This window comes from Saccharopolyspora elongata, assembly GCF_004348985.1.
In the GTDB taxonomy this organism is placed as follows: domain Bacteria; phylum Actinomycetota; class Actinomycetes; order Mycobacteriales; family Pseudonocardiaceae; genus Saccharopolyspora; species Saccharopolyspora elongata.
This window is the reverse complement of record NZ_SMKW01000058.1, coordinates 13,878-32,960: the sequence shown is the minus strand read 5'-3', so window position 1 is coordinate 32,960 and position 19,083 is coordinate 13,878. Positions and strand designations below refer to the sequence as shown.

The following is a 19,083-nucleotide window of genomic DNA, read 5'->3' as shown; positions in this document are numbered from 1 at the left end:
TCGCCATCCGGCGAAAACCGGTCAGCCGAAGTAGGTGGCGACGTCCAAGACGCCTCCCGCGGCCTCGAACTCGGCCCGGGCCGCCCGCCGGAGGTCCGCGTCGGCCAGGTAGTCCACTGTGGTCAGAGCGAGGCCGATCGCGCCGTCGAGGACCGCCCGGTCGCCAGCCGGAGTCGCCGCCGCGGCGGCGAATTCCTCGGTGTGCAGGGCGAGGTTCGGGTCGCCGAGGCCGATCATCGGGTGGATCGCCGGGAGCCGGTAGCTGATGTTTCCGAGATCCGTCGAGCCGGTGAGGTACTCCGGGACGACGCCGCGCGGCAGGGACGTCCGGCCGCGCCGGGCCTGGTGCTGCGCCCAGCGGGCCGCCAGCGCGTCGTTGTGCCGGATGGGCAGGTAAGCGGGGTTGTTGTCCCAGTTCAGCTCGACGCCGCAGCCCGTCATCGAGGCCGCACCGTGCGCGATCGCCTCGATCCGGGCGGCGAGGTCCTGCAGCGAGCCCGGCTCGGCGGACCGGACGTAGAACACCGCCGCGGCGCGGTCGGGCACGACGTTGGGCCGCTTGCCGCCGTCGGTGATGATCCCGTGCACCCGGTCCGTCGACGGCATGTGCTGCCGCATCGCCGCGACGCCCTGGTACGTCGCCACGACCGCGTCGAGCGCGTTGCGGCCCATGAACGGCTGCGCGGCGGCGTGCGCGGCGACGCCGTGGAACACCACCTCCAGCTGGCGCCGCCCGAGGAACGGGTGCGCGGCGATGTCGTGGGAGAACGGGTGCAGCATCACGACCGCGTCGACGTCGTCGAAAAGCCCTGCCCTGGCTAGGTGTTCCTTGCCGCCGCCGCCCTCCTCGGCCGGCGTGCCGACCAGGCTCACCCGGCCGCCGGTCGCCGACACCGCGGTGGCGGCGGCGAGGAACCCGCCGACGGCCGCCGAGCAGATGATGTTGTGACCGCAGCCGTGCCCGATGCCCGGCAGCGCGTCGTACTCCGCCAGCACCGCGACATGCGGGCCGTCGCCGCCGGCCTCGACGCGCAGCGCGGTGTCTAGCCCGCCGACGCCCACTTCGGCGTCGTGCCCGTGGCGCCGCAGCAGTTCGGCGGCCCGGGCGGCGGACCGGTGCTCGGCGAACGCCTCCTCCGGGTGCGCGTGCAGGTCCCGGCTCAGCGCGACGAGATCCTCGGCGTTGTCGTCCACCCACCGCTCGACGTCGGCGCGCAATGCCTCGTCGGCGCCCGCGAACTCGGAGCGGATCGGCTCGGCAGCGGCCACGGCCCGCTCGGTAGCAGCGGAAACGGCGCGGAGGTAGGAGTCATCGGGCTGCGTAGGCTGTATCACACCCCGAACTTTAGGCCGAACGCGTTGCGTGGCGAATCACCGCCGCGCGGCGCCTTCCTGCCGGGGAACCGGTCCGAGCACCCGGTGCGCCAGGAGCGTGCCGCCGACGACGGCCGACGGGATCACCAAGAGCTGCGCGACCGGGATCAGGCACAGCAGGTAGGTCGGCAGCCCGAAGCCGAAGACCACCGCCCGGTACTGCCGCAGGGCCCGGCGCCGGTCGCGGAAGGTCAGGCCGCGACGCTGGAACACCAGGCCGACCATCTCCAGCGTGACCAGCCACGCCCCGAAGAACGCGCCCAGCACCAGCGCCGCGATCTGCCCGACCACCGGGATGAACCCGATGCCGAACAGCACGATCGCGCCGACCAGCGCCACGCCCACCAGCTTCAGCGAATCCCGCACGCCACGGCCGAGTTGCCGCGCGAAACCGGCGCCGTCGTCGGAGGCGTCCAGCCCGAGCTTCTGCTCCGCCTGCTCGGCGATGTGCTCGTAGAACGGTCCGCCGATGAGCAGCGTGACGGCGATGAACGACACCGACGCCAGCAGCCCGGCGGCGCCGACCAGCGCCGCGCCGACCAGGACGCGCAGCGCCTGGCGGGCGGCATCGCCCCAGCTGTCGGCGAACGGCGTCATCCAGGTGACCAGATCGGGGCTGAAGTAGATGAGCGTGCCGAGGCCGCCCAGCAGCAGCAGGGCGCTGATCAGCGCCGGCAGCGCGCCGAGGAACAGCAGCTTCGGATTGCGCAGGATGATGCCGAAACCGGTGCCGAGCGTGCGGATACCGGAGAGGAACGAACTCATCAGGATTGGTCTCCCGTGCGGTGGCGATCGACGCCCACCGTATCGGCCGCGGCTCGGCGGCCGGGAGGGAAACGGCGGATCAGCGCGCCACGCGGTGCCGGTTGCGCCGCGGGTGCGGCACCGACCGGGGCCGCCGGCCGTCGGCCGGCCCGGGATTGCGGCGGTCCTCCTGGTGGTTCGCGTGCAGCTCCACCAGCAGGACGTCCGGGTTCTCCCCGGCGTGGCTGCGCCAGAGCATCCTCAGCAGCTCGTCCTCGGCGAGCACCCAGCGACGGCCGAAAACATCATCGTCACTCATGGCGGCTCCAGCATCCCCGCGGCTGTTCACGCATGGTGCACGTGCGATCTCTCCCCGTACACCATACCCCGCCAACGACCTTCGGTGATCCGTCTCACCGGGCCGCGGTCCGCGGTTGCCCGACCGGAAGAGGTCAACTTAGGTTAGCCTTTCTTGCCAGGACTTCGGGCTGTCGGCCCGAACCGGACGACGAAGGACTTCGGTGATGACGCCTCCCCCAGCAGCTGGTGCCCGGTTCGGCCGTCGGGGCTTCCTGATCGGCACGACCGGCGTGCTCGCCGCCGGACTGGCCGCCGGGCTGACGGCCTGCGGCGGCTCCGGCGGACCGGACGGGACCGGCAACGCCCAGGCCGGGCCCGGATTCCCGGCGAACATCCCGAACCGGTACGGCGCGGCGGAGATCAAGGCCGCACCGCAGCGCGTCGTCACGCTGGGCATCACCGACCACGACGTGCTGCTGCCGCTGGGCGTGATCCCGGCCGGGCTGACCAAGTGGGGCCCGTGGGACAGCGGCGTCGGCCCGTGGGCGGAGCCGTTCCTGGGCGGCCAGCGCCCCAAGGTGTTCGGCAGCGAGGTCGACGTGGAAGGCGTCATCGCGCTCGCCCCGGACGTCATGATCGCGCTGCAGAGCGCCCTGACGCAGGAGCAGTACAACCGGCTCAGCACCTTCAACCCGGTGGTCGCGCAGCCGCCGAACTCCATCGACTACGGGGTGAACTGGCGGGTGCAGGCCGAGACGATCGGCCAGGCGCTGGGCAAGCAGGCCGAGGTCGCCAAGCTGCTCGCCGACACCCAGGAACGCATCGAGCAGACCCGCCGGGCGAACCCGCTGTTCGAGGGCAAGACCCACGTGACGGTCCGCACCGACTCGGCGGGCACCTACGCCGCCTACACCAAGCAGGACGCCCGCACCGCGCTGCTGGAGCAGCTCGGGCTGCGGCTGTCGCCGGCCGTCGAGAACCTCGACAGCGGCGGCAAGTTCAACGTCAAGGTCAGCAAGGAGCAGGTGAGGCTGCTGGACGCGGACGTCGTGATCGTGACGACCGCCAAGGCCGCCGACGTCGACGCGGTCCGCAAGGACCCGCTGCTGAACAACCTGCCTGCGGCCAAGCGCGGATCCCTGGTGCTGCTGGACGACTACGACCTGACCATGGCGCTGGGCTCGGCCACCGTCTCCAGCATCCCGTTCGCCCTGGAGCGGTTGACGCCGAAGCTGGTCGACGCGCTGAGCTGACGGACCCCGGGTTTGCACCCGGCCCGCGCGGCGACAACGATACGTCGCTGTGACACGCAAGCCCCACGAGCAGGACTCGCCGGACGCGAAATCGCCCGTCCACGTGGACGAGTTGTCCAAGCGGATCATCGAACAGCTGCAGCAGGACGGCCGACGGTCCTACGCCGCGATCGGCAAGGCCGTCGGCCTGTCCGAGGCAGCGGTACGCCAGCGCGTCCAGCGGTTGCTGGACTCGGGGATGGTGCAGATCGTCGCGGTCACCGATCCGCTGCAGCTCGGCTTCCTGCGGCAGGCGATGATCGGCGTGACCGTGTCCGGCGACGTGCAGGAGGTCGCGGACCGGCTCGCGGAGCTGCCGGAGATCGAGTACGTCGTGATCACGGCGGGCTCGTTCGACCTGCTCGTCGAGGTGGTGTGCCGGGACGACGACCAGCTGCTGGAGGTGATCAACCGCCGCATCCGCAGCCTGGAGGCCGTCACCGGCACCGAGACCTTCGTCTACCTCAAGCTCCGCAAGCAGACCTACGCCTGGGGCACCCGGTAGGGCCTCACCCCAAGCTGGACATGACGTGCTTGATCCGGGTGTAGTCCTCCAGGCCGTACATGGACAGGTCCTTGCCGTAGCCGGAGTGCTTGAAGCCGCCGTGCGGCATCTCCGCGACCAGCGGGATGTGCGTGTTGAGCCACACCGTGCCGAAGTCCAGCTCGATGCTCGCCCGCATCGCCCGCGCGTGGTCGGCGGTCCACACCGACGACGCGAGGCCGTAGCGGACGCCGTTGGCCTTGGCGTAGGCGTCCTCCTCATCGGTGAAGCTCTGTACCGTGATCACCGGGCCGAACACCTCGTCCTGCACGATCTCGTCGTCCTGGCGCAGCCCGGAGACCACGGTGGGCGCGTAGAAGAAACCGCGCTCACCGACCCGTGATCCGCCGCAGTGGACGACGGCGTGGTCGGGCAGCCGGTCGATGAACCCGGCCACCTTCGCGAGCTGGTCGGCGCTGTTCAGCGGGCCGTAGTCCGCATCGGTGTCGCCGGGTGGACCGGTCCGGGTGCCGCGCGCCTGCTCGGTCAGCGCCGCGACGAACTCGTCGTGCAGCCCTTCCTGCACCAGCACGCGGGTCGCCGCCGTGCAGTCCTGCCCGGCGTTGAAGAAACCGGCGGCGGCGATGCCCTCCGCGGCCGCCGCGACGTCGGCGTCCGCGAAGACCACGACCGGCGCCTTGCCGCCGAGCTCCAGGTGCACGCGCTTGAGGTCCTGCGCCGCCGATCCGGCGACCTCGACACCGGCGCGCACGGAGCCGGTGATGGAAGCCATCTGCGGCACCGGGTGTTCGACCAGCAGGCGCCCGGTGCCCCGGTCGCCGGTGACCACGTTGAGCACGCCGGCGGGCAGGTGCTTCCCGGCGATCTCGGCGAGCAGCAGCGTGCTCGCGGGAGTGGTCTCGGACGGCTTGAGCACGACGGTGTTCCCGGCCGCCAGCGCGGGCGCGATCTTCCAGATCGCCATCAGCAGCGGGTAGTTCCAGGGCGTGACCTGGGCGCACACGCCGAGCGGCTCGCGGCGGATCATCGAGGTGTGCCCGGCCAGGTACTCGGCCGCGGCACGCCCCTCCAGCACCCGGGCCGCACCGGCGAAGAACCGCAGGTGGTCCAGCACCATCGTCATCTCTTCGGAGTGCGTGAGCGCGACCGGCTTGCCGGTGTTCTCGCACTCGACGCGCACCACCTCTTCCGCGCGCGCCTCGATGGCGTCGGCGATGCGCAGCAGCGCGGTCTGCCGCTGCGCCGGGGTGGTGCGCCGCCAGTCCCGGAAAGCCCTAGCTGCGGCGGTCATCGCATTGTCCACATCGGACTTCCCGGAGAGCGCCTGGGCGGCGTAGACCTCGCCGGTCGCCGGGTCGACGACGTCCAGGGTCCGGCCGTCGACGGCCGGCACCCGGCGGCCGTCGATGAAGTTGTCGAACGCTTGCCCTGCCACGCGACACCTCTTCCGTTGATCGACTGCACTTGACCACTAGATCAATCGTCGTAGATGGTATTTACAACGCTTTCCGTTGTCTATGGCAGTCATTACAATGGATTCCGCATACACCGATTAGCGTGAGGTTGATCATGAGCGCGACGGACAAGCCCGCCGCAACCGGCGCCCGCACCTTCGGCGACCGAGCCCGCGACCACCTGTGGCTGCACTTCGCCGACCACAGCGGCTACGCCGACACCGAGATCCCGGTGATCGTGCGCGGCGACGGCCCCTACGTCTACGACGAGCACGGCAAGCGCTACTTCGACGGCCTGGCCGGCCTGTTCGCCGTCCAGGTCGGGCACGGCCGCGACGAACTGGCCGAGGCGGTGGCGCGGCAGACCAAGCAGCTCGCGTACTTTCCGCTGTGGTCGCACGCGCATCCCGCCGCGGTGGAACTCGCCGAGCGGGTCGCCGCCCAAGCACCCGGCGACCTCAACCGGGTGTTCTTCACCGGCGGCGGCGGCGAAGCCGTGGAGAGCGCCTGGAAGCTCGCCAAGCAGTACTTCAAGAAGACCGGAAAACCCAACAAGCACAAGGTGATCAGCCGCTCGCTTGCATACCACGGCACCTCGCAGGGCGCGCTGTCCATCACCGGCATCCCGGGCGCCAAGCAGGACTTCGAGCCGCTGGTGCCCAGCGCGATCAAGGTGCCCAACACCAACTTCTACCGCGCGCCGGTGCACGCCGACGACTACGAGGCGTTCGGCGCCTGGGCGGCCGACGAGATCGCCCGCGCGATCGAGCGGGAAGGCCCGGAGACCGTCGCCGCGGTGTTCCTGGAGCCGCTGCAGAACACCGGCGGCTGCTTCCCGCCGCCGCCCGGCTACTGGCAGCGGGTGCGGGAGATCTGCACCGAGCACGACGTGCTGCTGGTCTCCGACGAGGTGATCTGCGCCTTCGGCCGGCTCGGGCACGACTTCGGCGCCAACCGCTACGGGTACCAGCCGGACATCATCACCGTCGCCAAGGGTCTGACCTCCGGGTACGCGCCGTTGGGCGCGATGATCGCCGACGAGCGGCTGATGGAGCCGTTCCTGGTCGACGGCAGCAGCTTCACGCACGGCTCGACCTACGGCGGGCACCCGGTGGCCTGCGCGGTCGCCATGGCCAACCTGGACCTCATCGAGTCGGAGGACCTCTACGGCCGGGTCCAGGCCAACGAGGCGAACTTCCGCGCCACCCTGGAGAAGCTGCTGGACCTGCCGATCGTCGGCGACGTCCGCGGCGCGGGGTACTTCTACGGCATCGAGCTGGTGAAGGACAAGGCGACCAAGGCGACCTTCACCGCGGAAGACGCGGAACGCGTCCTGCGCGGCCACGTCTCCCCCGCCCTGTTCGAAGCCGGGCTGTACTGCCGCGCGGACGACCGGGCGGAGCCGGTGATCCAGCTGGCCCCGCCGCTGATCTCCACCCAGGAGCACTTCGACGAGGTGGAGCAGATCCTCCGCGCGGTCCTCACCGAAGCCCAGGCCGAGCTCTGACGGCGAAGGGGCGCCTTCCACACCGGAAGGCACCCTTTCCTGTCGGCTCATGCGGGCGTGAAAAGGCCCCTTCCGCGAGAGCCGTGTCGTCGCGGAAGGGGCCCAAGTCGCCGATCGTCAGGCGATGATGCGGATCGGGTCCTCCAGGAGCCCGGTCAGCAGCTGCAGGAACGCCGCGCCGACCGCGCCGTCCACCGCCCGGTGGTCCGCCGACAGCGTCGCCCGCAGGATCTTGCGGGCCACGAACTCGCCGTCGCGCACCTGCACCTCGTCGCGGGCCGCGCCGACCGCCAGGATCGCCGCCTCCGGCGGGTTGATCACCGCGCTGAACTGCTCGATGCCGAACATGCCCAGGTTGGAGATCGAGAAGGTGCCGCCGGACATCTCGTCCAGCTTCAGCTTGCCCTCGCGGGCCCGCCCGGCCAGCTCCCGGCTCTCCGCGGCGATCTCCGAGACGCTCTTGCGGTCGGCGTCCTTGACCACCGGCACGACCAGGCCGTTGTCGATGGCCACCGCGACACCCAGGTTGATGCGCTTGTGCTGCAGCATCTTGTCGCCGGCGAACGAGACGTTCACCGCCGGGTTCGCGCGCAGGGCCGTCGCCACCGCCTTGACGATCAGGTCGTTGACGCTGACCTTCGGGCCGCCCGCGGCCTGCAGGCGCTCGTTGAGGGTCGCCCGGAACGCCATCAGGTCGGTGACGTCGATGGCGCTGGTCAGGTAGAAGTGCGGGGCCTGCTGCTTGCTCTCCGTCAGGCGCTTCGCAGTCACCTTGCGGATGTTGCTGAGCGGGATCTCCTCGACGTCCTCATTGGACACCACCGGAGCGGCGGCCGGAGCGGCGGCGGCAGCCGGAGCAGCGGCCGGGGCGGCCGAGGCGGCGGCCTCGATGTCGGCGCGGATGATCCGCCCGCCGGGGCCGGAGCCCTGCACCGTGGACAGGTCCACGCCCTTCTCCTTGGCGACCGCCTTCGCCAGCGGCGACGCCTTCGGCTTCGCACCCTGCTCGGCGGGCTCGGCCGGGGCGGCTTCCGCCGCGGCACCGGAGCCGTCGCCGAGGATCGCGATCGGGGTGCCGATCGGCACCGTCGCTCCCGCCTCGACGAGGATCTTCTCCAGCACCCCGTCGTCGTAGGCCTCCAGCTCCATGATGGCCTTGTCGGTCTCGATCTCGGCCATCACTTCGCCGCGGCTGACCTGGTCGCCGACGTTCTTGCGCCAGGTCGAGATCACGCCCTCCTCCATCGTGTCGGAGAGCCTCGGCATCTGAATCTCAGTCATGGTCTTCCTCGGGTGAGCACAGGCCTCAGCGGCGACGGCGGCCGACGGCGTCCAGCGTTTGGTGGACAGCGGTCGTGAGGGACTCGGCGGACGGCAGTGCGGCCCGCTCCAGCGGCTTGGCGTAGGGCAGCGGTACCTCCGCCGCAGCGACACGGCGCACCGGGGCGTCCAGGTAGTCGAACGCACCGTCCGAAATGGACGCCGCGACCTCCGCGCCGATGCCGTAGGTCAGCCAGTCGTCCTCGGCGATCACGGCGCAGCCGGTCTTGCGCACCGACTCCACGACGGTGTCGCGGTCCAGCGGCCGAAGGCTGCGCAGGTCGACGACCTCGGCGTTGATGCCCTCTTCGGCCTGCAGCTTCTCGGCGACCTGCTGGGCGACCATGGCCATCCGCGAGTAGCCGATGATGGTGATGTCGGTGCCCTGCTTGGTCACCTTCGCCTTGCCGATCTCGGCGGGCTCGACGACGTCCGGGACCTCGCCCTTGGTGTTGTACAGCGCGAGGTTCTCCAGGAACAGCACCGGGTCGTTGTCCCGGATGGACGCCAGCAGCAGCGCCTTGGCGTCGGCCGGGGTGCTCGGCGCGACGACCTTCAGACCCGGCACGAACGCGTAGTACAGCTCGATGTTCTGCGAGTGGGTGGCGCCCAGCTGCTGGCCGCCGCCGCCCGGCGTGCGCAACACCATCGGCACGCTGGTCTGCCCGCCGAACATGCCGTAGATCTTGGCCGCGTGGTTGACGATCTGGTCCAGCGCGATCAACGAGAAGTTGATCGTCATCAGTTCGACGACCGGCCGCAGGCCGAGCATGGCGGCGCCGACCGCGGCGCCGACGAAGCCCTCTTCGGCGATCGGGGTGTCGCGCACGCGCTTCTCGCCGAATTCCTTCAGCAGACCGGCGGTGATCTTGTAGGAGCCTTCGAAGACCCCGATTTCCTCGCCGATGAGGAAGACGTCCTCATCGCACAGCATTTCTTCGCGAAGCGTGTCGTGCAACGCTTGGCGATAAGAGATGACGGCCAAGGGTTTTTCTCCTGCACAAAAGCATTGGTGAACCCCGCGGATCTCTCCATTGGCGTCGGAGAGATCCACGGGATCTGTGGCGGGGTGTCGCGAATTCGCGGGGCAGAAGCCTCAGAAGACCGGGTCGGCCGGCAGGCGCCGCGAGTCGTTGGCCACCGGGGTGGCGTAGGTGTAGTCGAACAGCGTCGAGGGGTCCGGGTGCGGGCTGTCGTCGGCGAACGCGACCGCCGCGTCGGCCTCGGCCTGCGCCTTGCGCTCGATCTCCACGGCGGCGTCCTCGTCGAGGATGCCCGCCTCGATCAGCTCGGCCCGGAAGTTCGCCACCGGGTCGGCCTGCTTGGCCTTCTCGACCGAGTCCTCGCTGCGGTACTTGGCCGGGTCGACCACCGAGTGGCCCTTCAGCCGCTCGCTGACGGCCTCCAGCAGCGCCGGGCGGCCGTTCTCGCGGGCCTGCTCGACCAGGCGGGTCGCCGCGTCGCGGACGGCCAGCACGTCGTTGCCGTCCACCCGCTCGCCGTGCATCCGGTAGGCGGCGGCGCGCTTGAACAGGTCCGGCTCGGCGGAGGACTTGTCGACCGTGGTGCCCATCCCGAGCTGGTTGTTGATCACCACGAACACCACCGGCAGGTTCCACAGCGCGGCGATGTTCAGCGCCTCGTGGAAGGCGCCGATGTTGGTGGTGCCGTCGCCCATCTGGCACATCACGACCTGGTCGCTGCCGCGGTAGTCGATGGCCATCGCCGCGCCGGTGGCCAGCGGGACCTGCCCGCCGACGATGCCGTAACCGCCCAGCAGCCCGGCCTCGACGTCGAACATGTGCATCGAACCGCCCCAGCCCTTGGAGGTGCCGGTGGTGCGGCCGTACAGCTCGGCCATGACGCGGCCGGGCTCGATGCCCTTGGCGATCGCGTAGCCGTGCTCGCGGTAGTTGGTGAACAGCAGGTCGCTCTTGCGCAGCGCCCGCATCAGGCCGACGACGGTGGCTTCCTCACCGAGGTTGAGGTGGCAGTAGCCGCCGATCTTGGCCTGGGTGTAGCCCTGGGCCGCGCGCTCCTCGAAGCGGCGGATCAGGGTCATCTCGTAGAAGTAGTCCTTCAGGAGCTCCGGCGACTCACCGGCGAACCGTCCGCCGCCGGAGCCGCGTACCGAACCGGCGCGGCGCGACTTGGCGGCGCGAGTGGCAGGCTTGGTGCGGGTAGCAGTCTGTGCCATCACAGATCCCCTTCTCGTTCGCTCAGCGCTTCTTCGGCGGCGCGACGTGGACCGGCAGGCCGAGGGCGGACATCGCCGCCTCCATGCCGATCTCGCCCAGGGTCGGGTGCGCGTGGATGGTCTCGGCGAGTTCGTCGAGGGTGGCCTCCAGGGCCATGGCGAGGGCGCCCTCGGTGATCAGGTCGCTGGCGGAGTGCCCGATGATGTGCACGCCCAGCACCTCGCCGTACTTCTTGCCGGCGACGATCTTCATGAAGCCCTCGGTGTCGCCGTAGCTCTGCGCGCGACCGAGCGCGGCGAACGGGAACTTGGCGGCGACCACCTCGTGACCGGCCTCGACCGCCTTGGCCTCGGTGAGCCCGACGCTGGCGATCTCCGGGTGGGTGAAGGTGGCGGCCGGGATGACGTTGTAGTCGATCGCGGCGTGGTGCCCGGCGATCGTCTCGGCGGCGACCACGCCCTGGTGCGACGCGACGTGCGCGAGCAGCGCCTTGCCGGTGACGTCGCCGATCGCGTAGACGTGCTCGACGTTGGTGCGCAGCTTGTCGTCGACGGTGATGAAGCCGCGCTCGCTGGTGGCGACGCCGGTCTTCGCCAGGTCCAGGTTGGCGGTGTTGGGCTTGCGGCCGACGCCGACCAGCACCACGTCCGCGTCGATCTGCTGCGGCTTGGCGCCGTCCACGGTGACCTTCAGGCCGTCGGCGGCCTGGTCGACGCGGGACACGGTCGCCTCGGTGAGCACCTTGATGCCGCGCTTGGTGAACGAGCGGCCCAGCGCCTTGCCGACCTCGACGTCCTCGGCGGGCACCAGGGTCTTCTGCATCTCGATGATGCTGACCTCGCTGCCGAGGGTGGCGAACAGGGTCGCCCACTCGGCGCCGACCGCGCTGCCGCCGATGATCGCGATGCGCTTCGGCACCTCGGTGAGCCCGAAGGCGCCGTCGGAGGTGATCACGCCGGGCAGGTCCGCGCCGGGCAGCGGCAGCTGCACGGGGACCGAGCCGGTGGCGATGATGACGTCGCGGGCCTTGACCTGCTCGATGGGCTGCACTCCGGCCGGTTCGGCGGCGTAGCGCGGGCCGTCGGCGCCCAGCGGCGACTCACCGGTGGCGTAGACGTCCACGGTGGTCGGGCCGGTGAACCGGGCGTGGCCGTTGATCACGGTGACGCCGTTGCTCTTGAGCAGGCCGGCGACGCCGTCGGTGAGGCCCTTGACGACCGCGCTCTTGCGACGTGTGATCGCGTCGTAGTCGACGGTGACGTTCTCGACGTTCACCCCGAAATCGGCCGCGTGCAGCACGGTTTCGTACACCTCGGCCGAGCGCAGCATCGCCTTGGTGGGGATGCAGCCCCAGTTCAGGCAGACCCCGCCGGGCCGCTCCTTTTCCACCACGGCGACCGCGAGGCCGCGCTGCGCGGCCCGGATCGCGGCGACGTATCCGCCGGGGCCACCGCCCACCACGAGAAGGTCGAACTCCTGCACTTCGCTGTGCTCCTTTGACTGCACGCGCCGGTTACGGAAAGCCCGGATCGAGCGGGCAATTCTCACTGTGAGTGTCGTGAGCACGACCACTTCCGCGCTATGCCCGCTCGCCCAGACTTCTCGGACAACGGATGTGCAAACCGCACATTCCCACGCGTGACACACACAACATGTAACGCGATCATCACCGACAGTATTCGAGACGCCGATCACATGACGCGAGACACACCCAGGCGCGAAAAAGCAAGCGACGGCGCCGACTCGAAGTCGACGCCGCCGCCAGCAGCCCGAAATTTGCTCTTTGACCGAATGTCACGCTTGCACAGTCAAGCGCCCGACCCGGTGGTATCTCGGCCGTCCTGTTGCCGCCGGGCGGCCAGCGCGGCGTACGCGGCCGCGCCGTCGCCGAGCACCGCGTCGTCGAACCGGGCTCTCGGCGAGTGGTTGTTCGGCGCCTTCTCCGGGTCGAGGTCTTCCGGGCAGGCGCCCAGGGAGATCATCGCTCCGGGGATCTCGTCGAGCACCCGGGAGAAGTCCTCCGAAGCGCCGAGCGGTTGGGGGGCCGGGGCGAAGCGGTTCTCGCCGTGCAGCTCCCGCAGGGCGTCCGCGACGAACTCCGCCTCCGCCTCGTCGTTGACCGTGACCGGGTACTGCTCGACGAATTCCGCTCGCACCTCCGCCCCGTGCGCCGCGGCGATGCCCGCGCAGACCTGGACCGAGCCGTCCTTGACCACCGACTGGGCGTGCCGGGAGAAGGACCGGACCGTCGCGGCGAAGGTGACCTCGTCGGGGATGACGTTCTCCTGGGTGCCGCCGTGGATCGTGCCGACCGTCAGCACCACCGGGTCGAAGATGTCGAACCGGCGGGTCACGAAGGCCTGCAGCGCCAGGACCATCTCGCACGCCACCGGCACCGGGTCCACCGCCCGGAACGGCATCGAACCGTGTCCGCCCCGCCCCCGGACGGTCACCACCAGCCGGTTGGACGCCGCGAGCATCGGCCCGCCTCGGGTGGTGAAGAGACCGCGGCGCAGCGAGGAGATCACGTGCAGCGCGTAGGCCGCGTCGGGCTTGCGCCCGGACGCGGACAGGAGGCCCTCCTCGAGCATCCGCGCCGCGCCGTCGTAGCCCTCCTCGCCCGGCTGGAACATGAACACCACGTCGCCGGCGAGCTGATCCCTGCGCGGCGCCAGGAGTTTCGCCGCGCCCAGCAGCATCGTCGTGTGCAGATCATGACCGCAGGCGTGCATCCGGTCGGCGTCCGCGGCGAAATCCAGCCCGGTCGCCTCCACCACCGGCAGCGCGTCCATGTCCCCGCGCAGCAGCACCGTCGGGCCCGGTCGCGAGCCGCGCAGGACCGCGGTGACCGAGCTGAGCCCGGTACCCGTCGACACGTCCAGGCCCAGTCCGTCCAATTCGGACAACACGCGTTCCTGGGTGCGCGGCAGCCGCAGCCCCAGCTCCGGAACCCGGTGCAGATCATGGCGAATCCGCACCAGGTCCGGATGCAGAGCGCGGGCGTCGTCCACCAACGCCGGCAGGGCGATCATGACAGTCCCTTCTCGCCGGAACGCGCACCGAGCACCGCGGTCCCCAGCAGCGTGATGACGGCGGTGCCGGCGGCGAACCACGGAACCGCGGGCAGGTTCCCGAACGCCGCGAGACCCTCCGCCAGCAGCGGGAAGGTGCCGCCGAACAGCGCCACCGCGAGGGTGAACGGCACACCCATGGCCACCACCCGCACCGCCACCGGGAAGACCTCGCTGTAGAGCACGTTCGCCACGGCCGTCGTGGGTGCGACGCCGAGGACGAGGTAGCAGGTCGCCACCGCCCACATCGGCAGCCAGCCCTGGGCGAGCGCGGTCATCAGCGGAACCGTGCTCAACGCCAGCAGCAGAGCCCCGACCCGGAACACCCTCATGCCGCCGAAGCGATCGGCCAGCGAACCGGAAACGACCATCGCGGCGATCAGCGCGAGCAGGCTCGGGATCATCTCCAGGTTGGACGCCGCGGAATGCGCGACGCCGACCTGCGCGGCGTACTCCGGGAGGTAGACGGTCCCGAAGTAGACCCCGACGGTGGTGCCGGTGGTCATCAGGAACACCGCGAGCATGCCCCGGGCGTGATCGAGCGGCTTCGGCCGCGGTGCCGCGGCGCGCCTGCCCGCCTCGAACTCCTCGCTCTCGGCTGCCGTGCTGCGCACCCAGAACGCCAGGACGCCGAAGAGGGCCGCCACGACGAAGCCGATCCGCCAGCCGCCCTCGACGACCCCCTGCTCGCCCAGCACGAGCAGCAGCGCGCCGACGACGGCGAAGCAGAGGATGTTGCCGATGAACGCGCCGCAGTAGGAGAGGCCGCTGTAGAGGAACCTGCGGTGCTGCGGCGCGGTTTCGGTGATGTAGGCCGCGACGCTCGGGTTCTCCCCACCCATCGCGATCCCCTGCAGGGCGCGCAGCAGCACCAGGACCACCGGAGCCGCGACCCCGATCGTCGCCGCGGTGGGCAGCGCCGCGATCAGCAGGCTGCCCAGGCAGATCGTGGCCATGCTGACGATCAGCGCGAACCGGCGGCCGCGCACGTCGGCGATCCGGCCGAGCAGGTAGCTGCCCATCGGGCGGACCACGAAGCCCACCGCGAAACCCGCATAGGCCGCGAGCAGCTTGGTCAGCTCGTCGTCCCCGGCGAACATCTGCGATGCGAAGTACGGCGCCAGCACCGCGTAGATCGTCCAGTCGAACGACTCGACGATCCCGCCGACCGTGCCGGCGATCAGTTCGCGACGTCCCTTCGGGGAAACCGCCGCTCGCCCTGGCCGCGCTGCCAGGGCCCCATCCACCTGCGCCAACACTCACCTCCGAGGTGTGTTCGTGCCGAGCAGAGTGCGATCCGGTGTAGTTCACCGAAAGGAACCTGCGCGAGAATGCAGGAAAAAGCACGATGACTGGAAGCTCATGCAGGAAAAGGAGAAGGCGCTGGACGAGCTGGACCGCTCGATCCTGCACGCGCTGCAGATCGCACCCCGCGCCTCGTGGACCGAGGTGGGCCGGGTGCTCGACGTGGACGCGGTGACCGCGGCCCGGCGCTGGGACCGGCTGCGCAGCACCGGCCGGGCCTGGACGACCTGCTACCCGGGCGTCCGGCTGATCGACGCGATCTTCACGGCCTACGTCGAGATCGACGTGCAGTCCGGCCGGGCGATGGAGGTGGCCCGAACGCTGGCGACCTACCCGCAGGTGGCCACCGTCGAACACCTCGCGGGTGGGCGGGACCTGCTGATCATGGTGCTGGTCCAGGACCTCGGCGCGCTGTCGGAGCTGGTGTCCGAGCGCATCTCGGCGCTGCCCGGGGTCGCCCGCACCCGCGCCGCGCTGGGCACCCGGGTGTTCACCGAAGGCTCCCGGTGGCGACTGCGCAGCCTCACCGCCGCCCAGCAGCGCCGGCTCGTCCGGCCGGCCGCCGACCAGCCACGCGCCGACCTCGACGAGCACGACCACCGGCTGATCACCGCCCTGTCCCGGGATGCCCGCGCACCCGCGGTCGAACTGGCCCGCGAGACCGGGCTGAGCGCACCGAACGTCCGCCGCCGCATCGCCGGGCTGGCGCACCACGGCGACGCCGTGCTGCGGTGCGAGATCGCCCGCAACCTCACCGGCTGGCCGATCGCCGCCACCCTCTGGGCCAGCGTCCCGCCCGGCGAGCTCGACAAGGTCGTGCAGGGCCTGAGCGCCCTGCCCGAACTGCGGATGTGCTCATCGGTCACCGGCCCGCACAACCTGCTGTTCACGCTGTGGCTGAAGTCCGTGGCCGACCTGGCGCGCCTGGAAGCGCTGCTGGCCGACCGCCTGCCCCAGCTCCACCTCGTGGACCGGGCGGTGACGCTGCGCATGGTGAAGCTGATGGGCCGGCTCCTGGACGAGGACGGCCACGCCGCGGGCTGCGTCCCGATCGACCCCTGGCTGCCGCCGAAGTCCCTGCCTGCCGCCTAGTCGCGGAGGCCGTCGCGGAGGCGCAGCGCGGACAGCGCCAGCGACAGCGACACGTACGCCGAGCGCCCGTAGAGGGGCTGGCCGATCAGCGACGTGATGCGGTGCAGGCGGTTGAGGACCGTGTTGCGGTGGCAGTGGAGGCGGACCGCCGCGTTGGCCGTCGAGCAGTTCTCCTCCAGCCACGCCGCCAGGGTGTCCAGCAGCATGTCGCGTTCCTTGACCGGCAGCTCCAGGATCGGGCCCAGCTGGGACTCCAGCATCCGCTGCGCCAGGTCCGGCGACTGCACCAGCAGCGCCTCCGGATACCGCTCCTCCAGGGTCACCAGCTCCGCGGCGCCGTACGACGAGGTGCCCAGCGTGGTGAGCGCGAGCTGGTGGGCGAGCCCCACCTCCGCGAGCCCGCGCACCGGCGGCGACACCGCGACCCGGCCGCGCGCCAGCGGCCGCAGCGCGTCCAGCGCGAGGTCCTTGCTCCGCTGCTCCAGCGCCACCAGGCCCACCAGCGAATCGGCGCGCACCTGCCACACGGAGCGGAAGTGCAGGGCGCTCAAGGCGTCCTGGTGCCCGCGCAGCGCGAAGCCGCCGTCGCTGGTCAGGTCGGCGACGATCGCCAGGTACCGCCCGCCGGTGGGCAGGTCGAGCTCCTTCGCGGTGCGCTGCGCGAAGGCGATGTCGCGCGCGCGACCCGCGAGCAGGTCCTCGACCATGGCGTGGCGCCGCTGGTCGTCGCGGCGCAGCCGCTCCAGCTCGGTGTTGCGGTAGGACGTCGACAGCGTCGAGGACAGGCCGTCGATGACCGTCCAGATCGACGTCGCGACGCCCAGCACCGAGTCGGGGTCGGCGCCGTCCTGGTGCGCCTGGTCGACCAGCGCCTCCCAGGCGATCCGGCCGCCCAGCCGGAACGTCCGCAGCATCACCTCCAGTGGCACGCCCTGCTCGGCGCGGCGGCGGCCGATCGCGGCCGCCACGTCGTCACCGTCCGGCCCGGACACCTCGCCGCTGAGGATCTGCAGGATGCGTTCGAGGTACTGCCGGCAGCCCTCCCAGAGGTCCTCCTTGGGAACGGGGCTGTAGTCGGTCCACTCCGGGTTGTCGGTGAAGATCGCGGCCATCAACCGCTCGGTGAGAGCGGGCACGTCGGCGAGGCGGGCCCGGGCCAGCGCGTGGGTGACTTCGGCGGCGGAGTCGGCAGGATCTGCTACCACACCCAGGAACGATACCGGCCACCTGCCAGCCCACTTCACCGCTCGATTCGCAGTAGTCCTTCCTGGGCGACCGTCGCCACGTGGCGGCCGGAACGGTCGAAGACGTTGCCGCGTCCAAGCACCCGACCGCCCGCCGCAACCGGGCAGTCCTGGTCGTAGAGCAGCCACTCGTCGGCGCGGAGGTCTTCGTGGAACCACATCGCGTGATCCAGACTGGCCAGCTGCAGCCCCTTGGCGTGCCGGTCGACGCCGTGCAGCAGGAACACCGGCTCCAGCAAGGTCATGTCCGAGGCGTAGGCCAGCGCGCAGGCGTGCAGCAGCGGATCGTCCGGCAGCTTCTCCGGGGCGCGCATCCACACCAGGTGCCGGGAGGCGTCGCTCGGCTCGACCGGCGGCGGGTACGGCGGGTCGTCGACGTGGCGGAGCTCGATCGCGCGGGGCTTGCGCCACCAGTCCGGGACCGGCACGTCGGAGTCGGCGAAGCGCTCGTGCAGCGGCAGCAGCTCCTCGGGCTCGGTGGCCCGCGGGAATTCCGCCTGGTGCCGCACCCCGTCGCGGCCGCGCTGGAAGGAGACCAGCGCGGTGAACACCTCGACCCCGCCCTGGCGGGCGATCACCCGCCGCGCCGAGGTGGCCCCGCCGTCCCGGATTCTGTCCACTGTGTACTCGACGAGGTCGGTCGGGTCCGCGGGCCGGACGAACAGCGCGTGCATCGAGTGCACCGGCCGGTCGTCGGCGACCGTGCGCCCCGCCGCGGCGATCGACTGGGCGAGCAGCAGCCCGCCGAACAGGCGGAGCTTCGGCATCGGCTGGGTGCGACCGAGGAACCGGTCGGCGTCCGGCTCGGCCAGGTCGAGCAGGTCCTGCAAGCGGGGTACGTCCATGACCCGAATCAACTACGCACAACTGGTGGTATCAAGTTGCACGTGACAGGCGACACAACCGGCGGATCAGGGGCGGCCGAGCGGTGATCGAGGCTGCGATGCGCGCACGCTCCCCCCGGCTTCCCGACGAGCTGGCCGGCCGGCTGCGGGAAGGGATCATGACGGGCCGGCTGCGGCAGGGCGATCACCTGCACCTGGAGCGGCTCGCCGAACAGCTCGGCGTCAGCGTCACACCGGTCCGGGAGGCGCTGCTGGCCCTGCGCGGCGAGGGCTTCGTCGACCTCGAACCGCGCCGCGGGTTCACGGTGGCGCCGCTGAGCAGGCAGGACTTCGAGGACGCGCACCGGCTGCAGGCCACCATCGCGGGCGAGCTCGCGGCCCGCGCCGCGCGCCAGATCGACGCCGAGCGGCTCGCCGAACTCGGTGCCCTGCTGGAGGAAATCCAGATGGCGAGCCAGTTCGCACTGCTCGACATGGGCGATCCGGTGGCCCGCTTCCACGCCGTGATCTGCCGGGCCGCCGAGTCGCCGAAGCTGGCCTGGTTCCTCGGCATCGCGGTGCGCTACACGCCGCGCAACACCACCGCCGACGTGCCGGGCTGGCGGGAGATCGCGGTGGCCGACCACCAGAACCTGCTCACCACGCTGCGCCACCGGGACCCCGCAGGCGCCCGCGCCGCGATGCACCAGCACATCACCCATACCGGACAGTTACTGATCCATCACCTGCAGCAACTGGGCTTGTGGTCCGAGGCTCCCGAAAACCCACCCCCACCAGGGAGTTCCGCATCACACCTGGAACATGGCGAAGGTCGCTAACGTTAAACCCCCTC

17 protein-coding genes are annotated in these 19,083 nt (G+C 70.8%); 5 read left to right on the top strand and 12 right to left on the bottom strand.

Annotated features, from left to right (window positions below):
* Positions 1 to 21: 21 nt before the first annotated feature.
* The 3 genes from E1288_RS32560 to E1288_RS32550 form a co-directional block, all read right to left on the bottom strand.
* Positions 22 to 1,335 (bottom strand): M20 family metallopeptidase, encoded by a 1,314-nt coding sequence (locus tag E1288_RS32560; protein WP_207954681.1) that lies wholly within the window; start codon positions 1,333 to 1,335, stop codon positions 22 to 24.
* A 36-nt stretch (positions 1,336 to 1,371) separates the two neighbouring features.
* Entirely contained in the window at positions 1,372 to 2,139 is a 768-nt protein-coding gene (locus E1288_RS32555) for an EI24 domain-containing protein (protein ID WP_132492111.1), read from the bottom strand.
* Between the two features lie 79 nt (positions 2,140 to 2,218).
* Positions 2,219 to 2,437: a hypothetical protein gene (locus tag E1288_RS32550; RefSeq protein ID WP_132492109.1), complete on the bottom strand. Its 219-nt coding sequence runs from the start codon at positions 2,435 to 2,437 to the stop codon at positions 2,219 to 2,221.
* A 205-nt stretch (positions 2,438 to 2,642) separates the two neighbouring features.
* Between E1288_RS32550 and E1288_RS32545 the strand changes: the two genes are divergently transcribed.
* Positions 2,643 to 3,671, top strand: coding sequence for an iron-siderophore ABC transporter substrate-binding protein (locus tag E1288_RS32545; protein WP_132492107.1), 1,029 nt, complete (start codon positions 2,643 to 2,645; stop codon positions 3,669 to 3,671).
* A gap of 49 nt (positions 3,672 to 3,720) precedes the next feature.
* Positions 3,721 to 4,215: an Lrp/AsnC family transcriptional regulator gene (locus E1288_RS32540; protein ID WP_132492105.1), complete on the top strand. Its 495-nt coding sequence runs from the start codon at positions 3,721 to 3,723 to the stop codon at positions 4,213 to 4,215.
* Positions 4,216 to 4,219: 4 nt separating this feature from the next.
* On the opposite strand, the gene E1288_RS32535 is transcribed toward E1288_RS32540, so the two are convergent.
* Complete coding sequence (locus E1288_RS32535) at positions 4,220 to 5,650, bottom strand: gamma-aminobutyraldehyde dehydrogenase (RefSeq protein ID WP_132492103.1); 1,431 nt, start codon at positions 5,648 to 5,650, stop codon at positions 4,220 to 4,222.
* Between the two features lie 134 nt (positions 5,651 to 5,784).
* On the opposite strand from E1288_RS32535, the gene E1288_RS32530 reads away from it, so the two are divergent.
* Positions 5,785 to 7,176, top strand: a complete 1,392-nt coding sequence (locus E1288_RS32530) for an aspartate aminotransferase family protein (protein ID WP_132492101.1) — start codon at positions 5,785 to 5,787, stop codon at positions 7,174 to 7,176.
* A 117-nt stretch (positions 7,177 to 7,293) separates the two neighbouring features.
* On the opposite strand, the gene E1288_RS32525 is transcribed toward E1288_RS32530, so the two are convergent.
* The 6 genes from E1288_RS32525 to E1288_RS32500 all read right to left on the bottom strand — a co-directional run bounded on the left by E1288_RS32525 (position 7,294) and on the right by E1288_RS32500 (position 15,012).
* Complete coding sequence (locus E1288_RS32525) at positions 7,294 to 8,457, bottom strand: dihydrolipoamide acetyltransferase family protein (protein WP_235883954.1); 1,164 nt, start codon at positions 8,455 to 8,457, stop codon at positions 7,294 to 7,296.
* 25 nt (positions 8,458 to 8,482) lie between these two features.
* Complete coding sequence (locus E1288_RS32520) at positions 8,483 to 9,481, bottom strand: alpha-ketoacid dehydrogenase subunit beta (RefSeq protein ID WP_132492099.1); 999 nt, start codon at positions 9,479 to 9,481, stop codon at positions 8,483 to 8,485.
* Between the two features lie 111 nt (positions 9,482 to 9,592).
* A complete protein-coding gene (gene pdhA, locus E1288_RS32515; RefSeq protein WP_132492097.1) occupies positions 9,593 to 10,693 on the bottom strand; it encodes a pyruvate dehydrogenase (acetyl-transferring) E1 component subunit alpha in 1,101 nt (366 codons plus the stop codon).
* A 22-nt stretch (positions 10,694 to 10,715) separates the two neighbouring features.
* Positions 10,716 to 12,176 carry a dihydrolipoyl dehydrogenase gene (gene lpdA, locus E1288_RS32510; RefSeq protein ID WP_132492095.1) on the bottom strand — a complete coding sequence of 487 codons (1,461 nt, stop codon included), beginning with the start codon at positions 12,174 to 12,176 and terminating at the stop codon, positions 10,716 to 10,718.
* Between the two features lie 326 nt (positions 12,177 to 12,502).
* Positions 12,503 to 13,726 carry a M20 metallopeptidase family protein gene (locus tag E1288_RS32505; protein ID WP_132492093.1) on the bottom strand — a complete coding sequence of 408 codons (1,224 nt, stop codon included), beginning with the start codon at positions 13,724 to 13,726 and terminating at the stop codon, positions 12,503 to 12,505.
* Positions 13,723 to 15,012 (bottom strand): MFS transporter, encoded by a 1,290-nt coding sequence (locus E1288_RS32500; RefSeq protein WP_132492159.1) that lies wholly within the window; start codon positions 15,010 to 15,012, stop codon positions 13,723 to 13,725. Before E1288_RS32500 ends, E1288_RS32505 begins: the two co-directional genes overlap by 4 nt.
* 115 nt (positions 15,013 to 15,127) lie before the next feature.
* Between E1288_RS32500 and E1288_RS32495 the strand changes: the two genes are divergently transcribed.
* Positions 15,128 to 16,162, top strand: a complete 1,035-nt coding sequence (locus E1288_RS32495) for an Lrp/AsnC family transcriptional regulator (protein WP_132492091.1) — start codon at positions 15,128 to 15,130, stop codon at positions 16,160 to 16,162.
* Here E1288_RS32495 and E1288_RS32490 read toward each other — a convergent pair.
* Positions 16,159 to 17,367, bottom strand: a complete 1,209-nt coding sequence (locus tag E1288_RS32490; RefSeq protein WP_132492089.1) for a PucR family transcriptional regulator — start codon at positions 17,365 to 17,367, stop codon at positions 16,159 to 16,161. The two genes, E1288_RS32495 and E1288_RS32490, sit on opposite strands and share 4 nt — an antisense overlap.
* A gap of 35 nt (positions 17,368 to 17,402) precedes the next feature.
* Positions 17,403 to 18,251: an acyl-CoA thioesterase gene (locus E1288_RS32485; RefSeq protein ID WP_132492087.1), complete on the bottom strand. Its 849-nt coding sequence runs from the start codon at positions 18,249 to 18,251 to the stop codon at positions 17,403 to 17,405.
* A 98-nt stretch (positions 18,252 to 18,349) separates the two neighbouring features.
* Between E1288_RS32485 and E1288_RS32480 the strand changes: the two genes are divergently transcribed.
* The gene (locus tag E1288_RS32480; RefSeq protein WP_235883953.1) at positions 18,350 to 19,069 is read left to right on the top strand and encodes a GntR family transcriptional regulator; all 720 of its coding nucleotides are present in this window, start codon (positions 18,350 to 18,352) and stop codon (positions 19,067 to 19,069) included.
* Positions 19,070 to 19,083 lie beyond the last annotated feature (14 nt).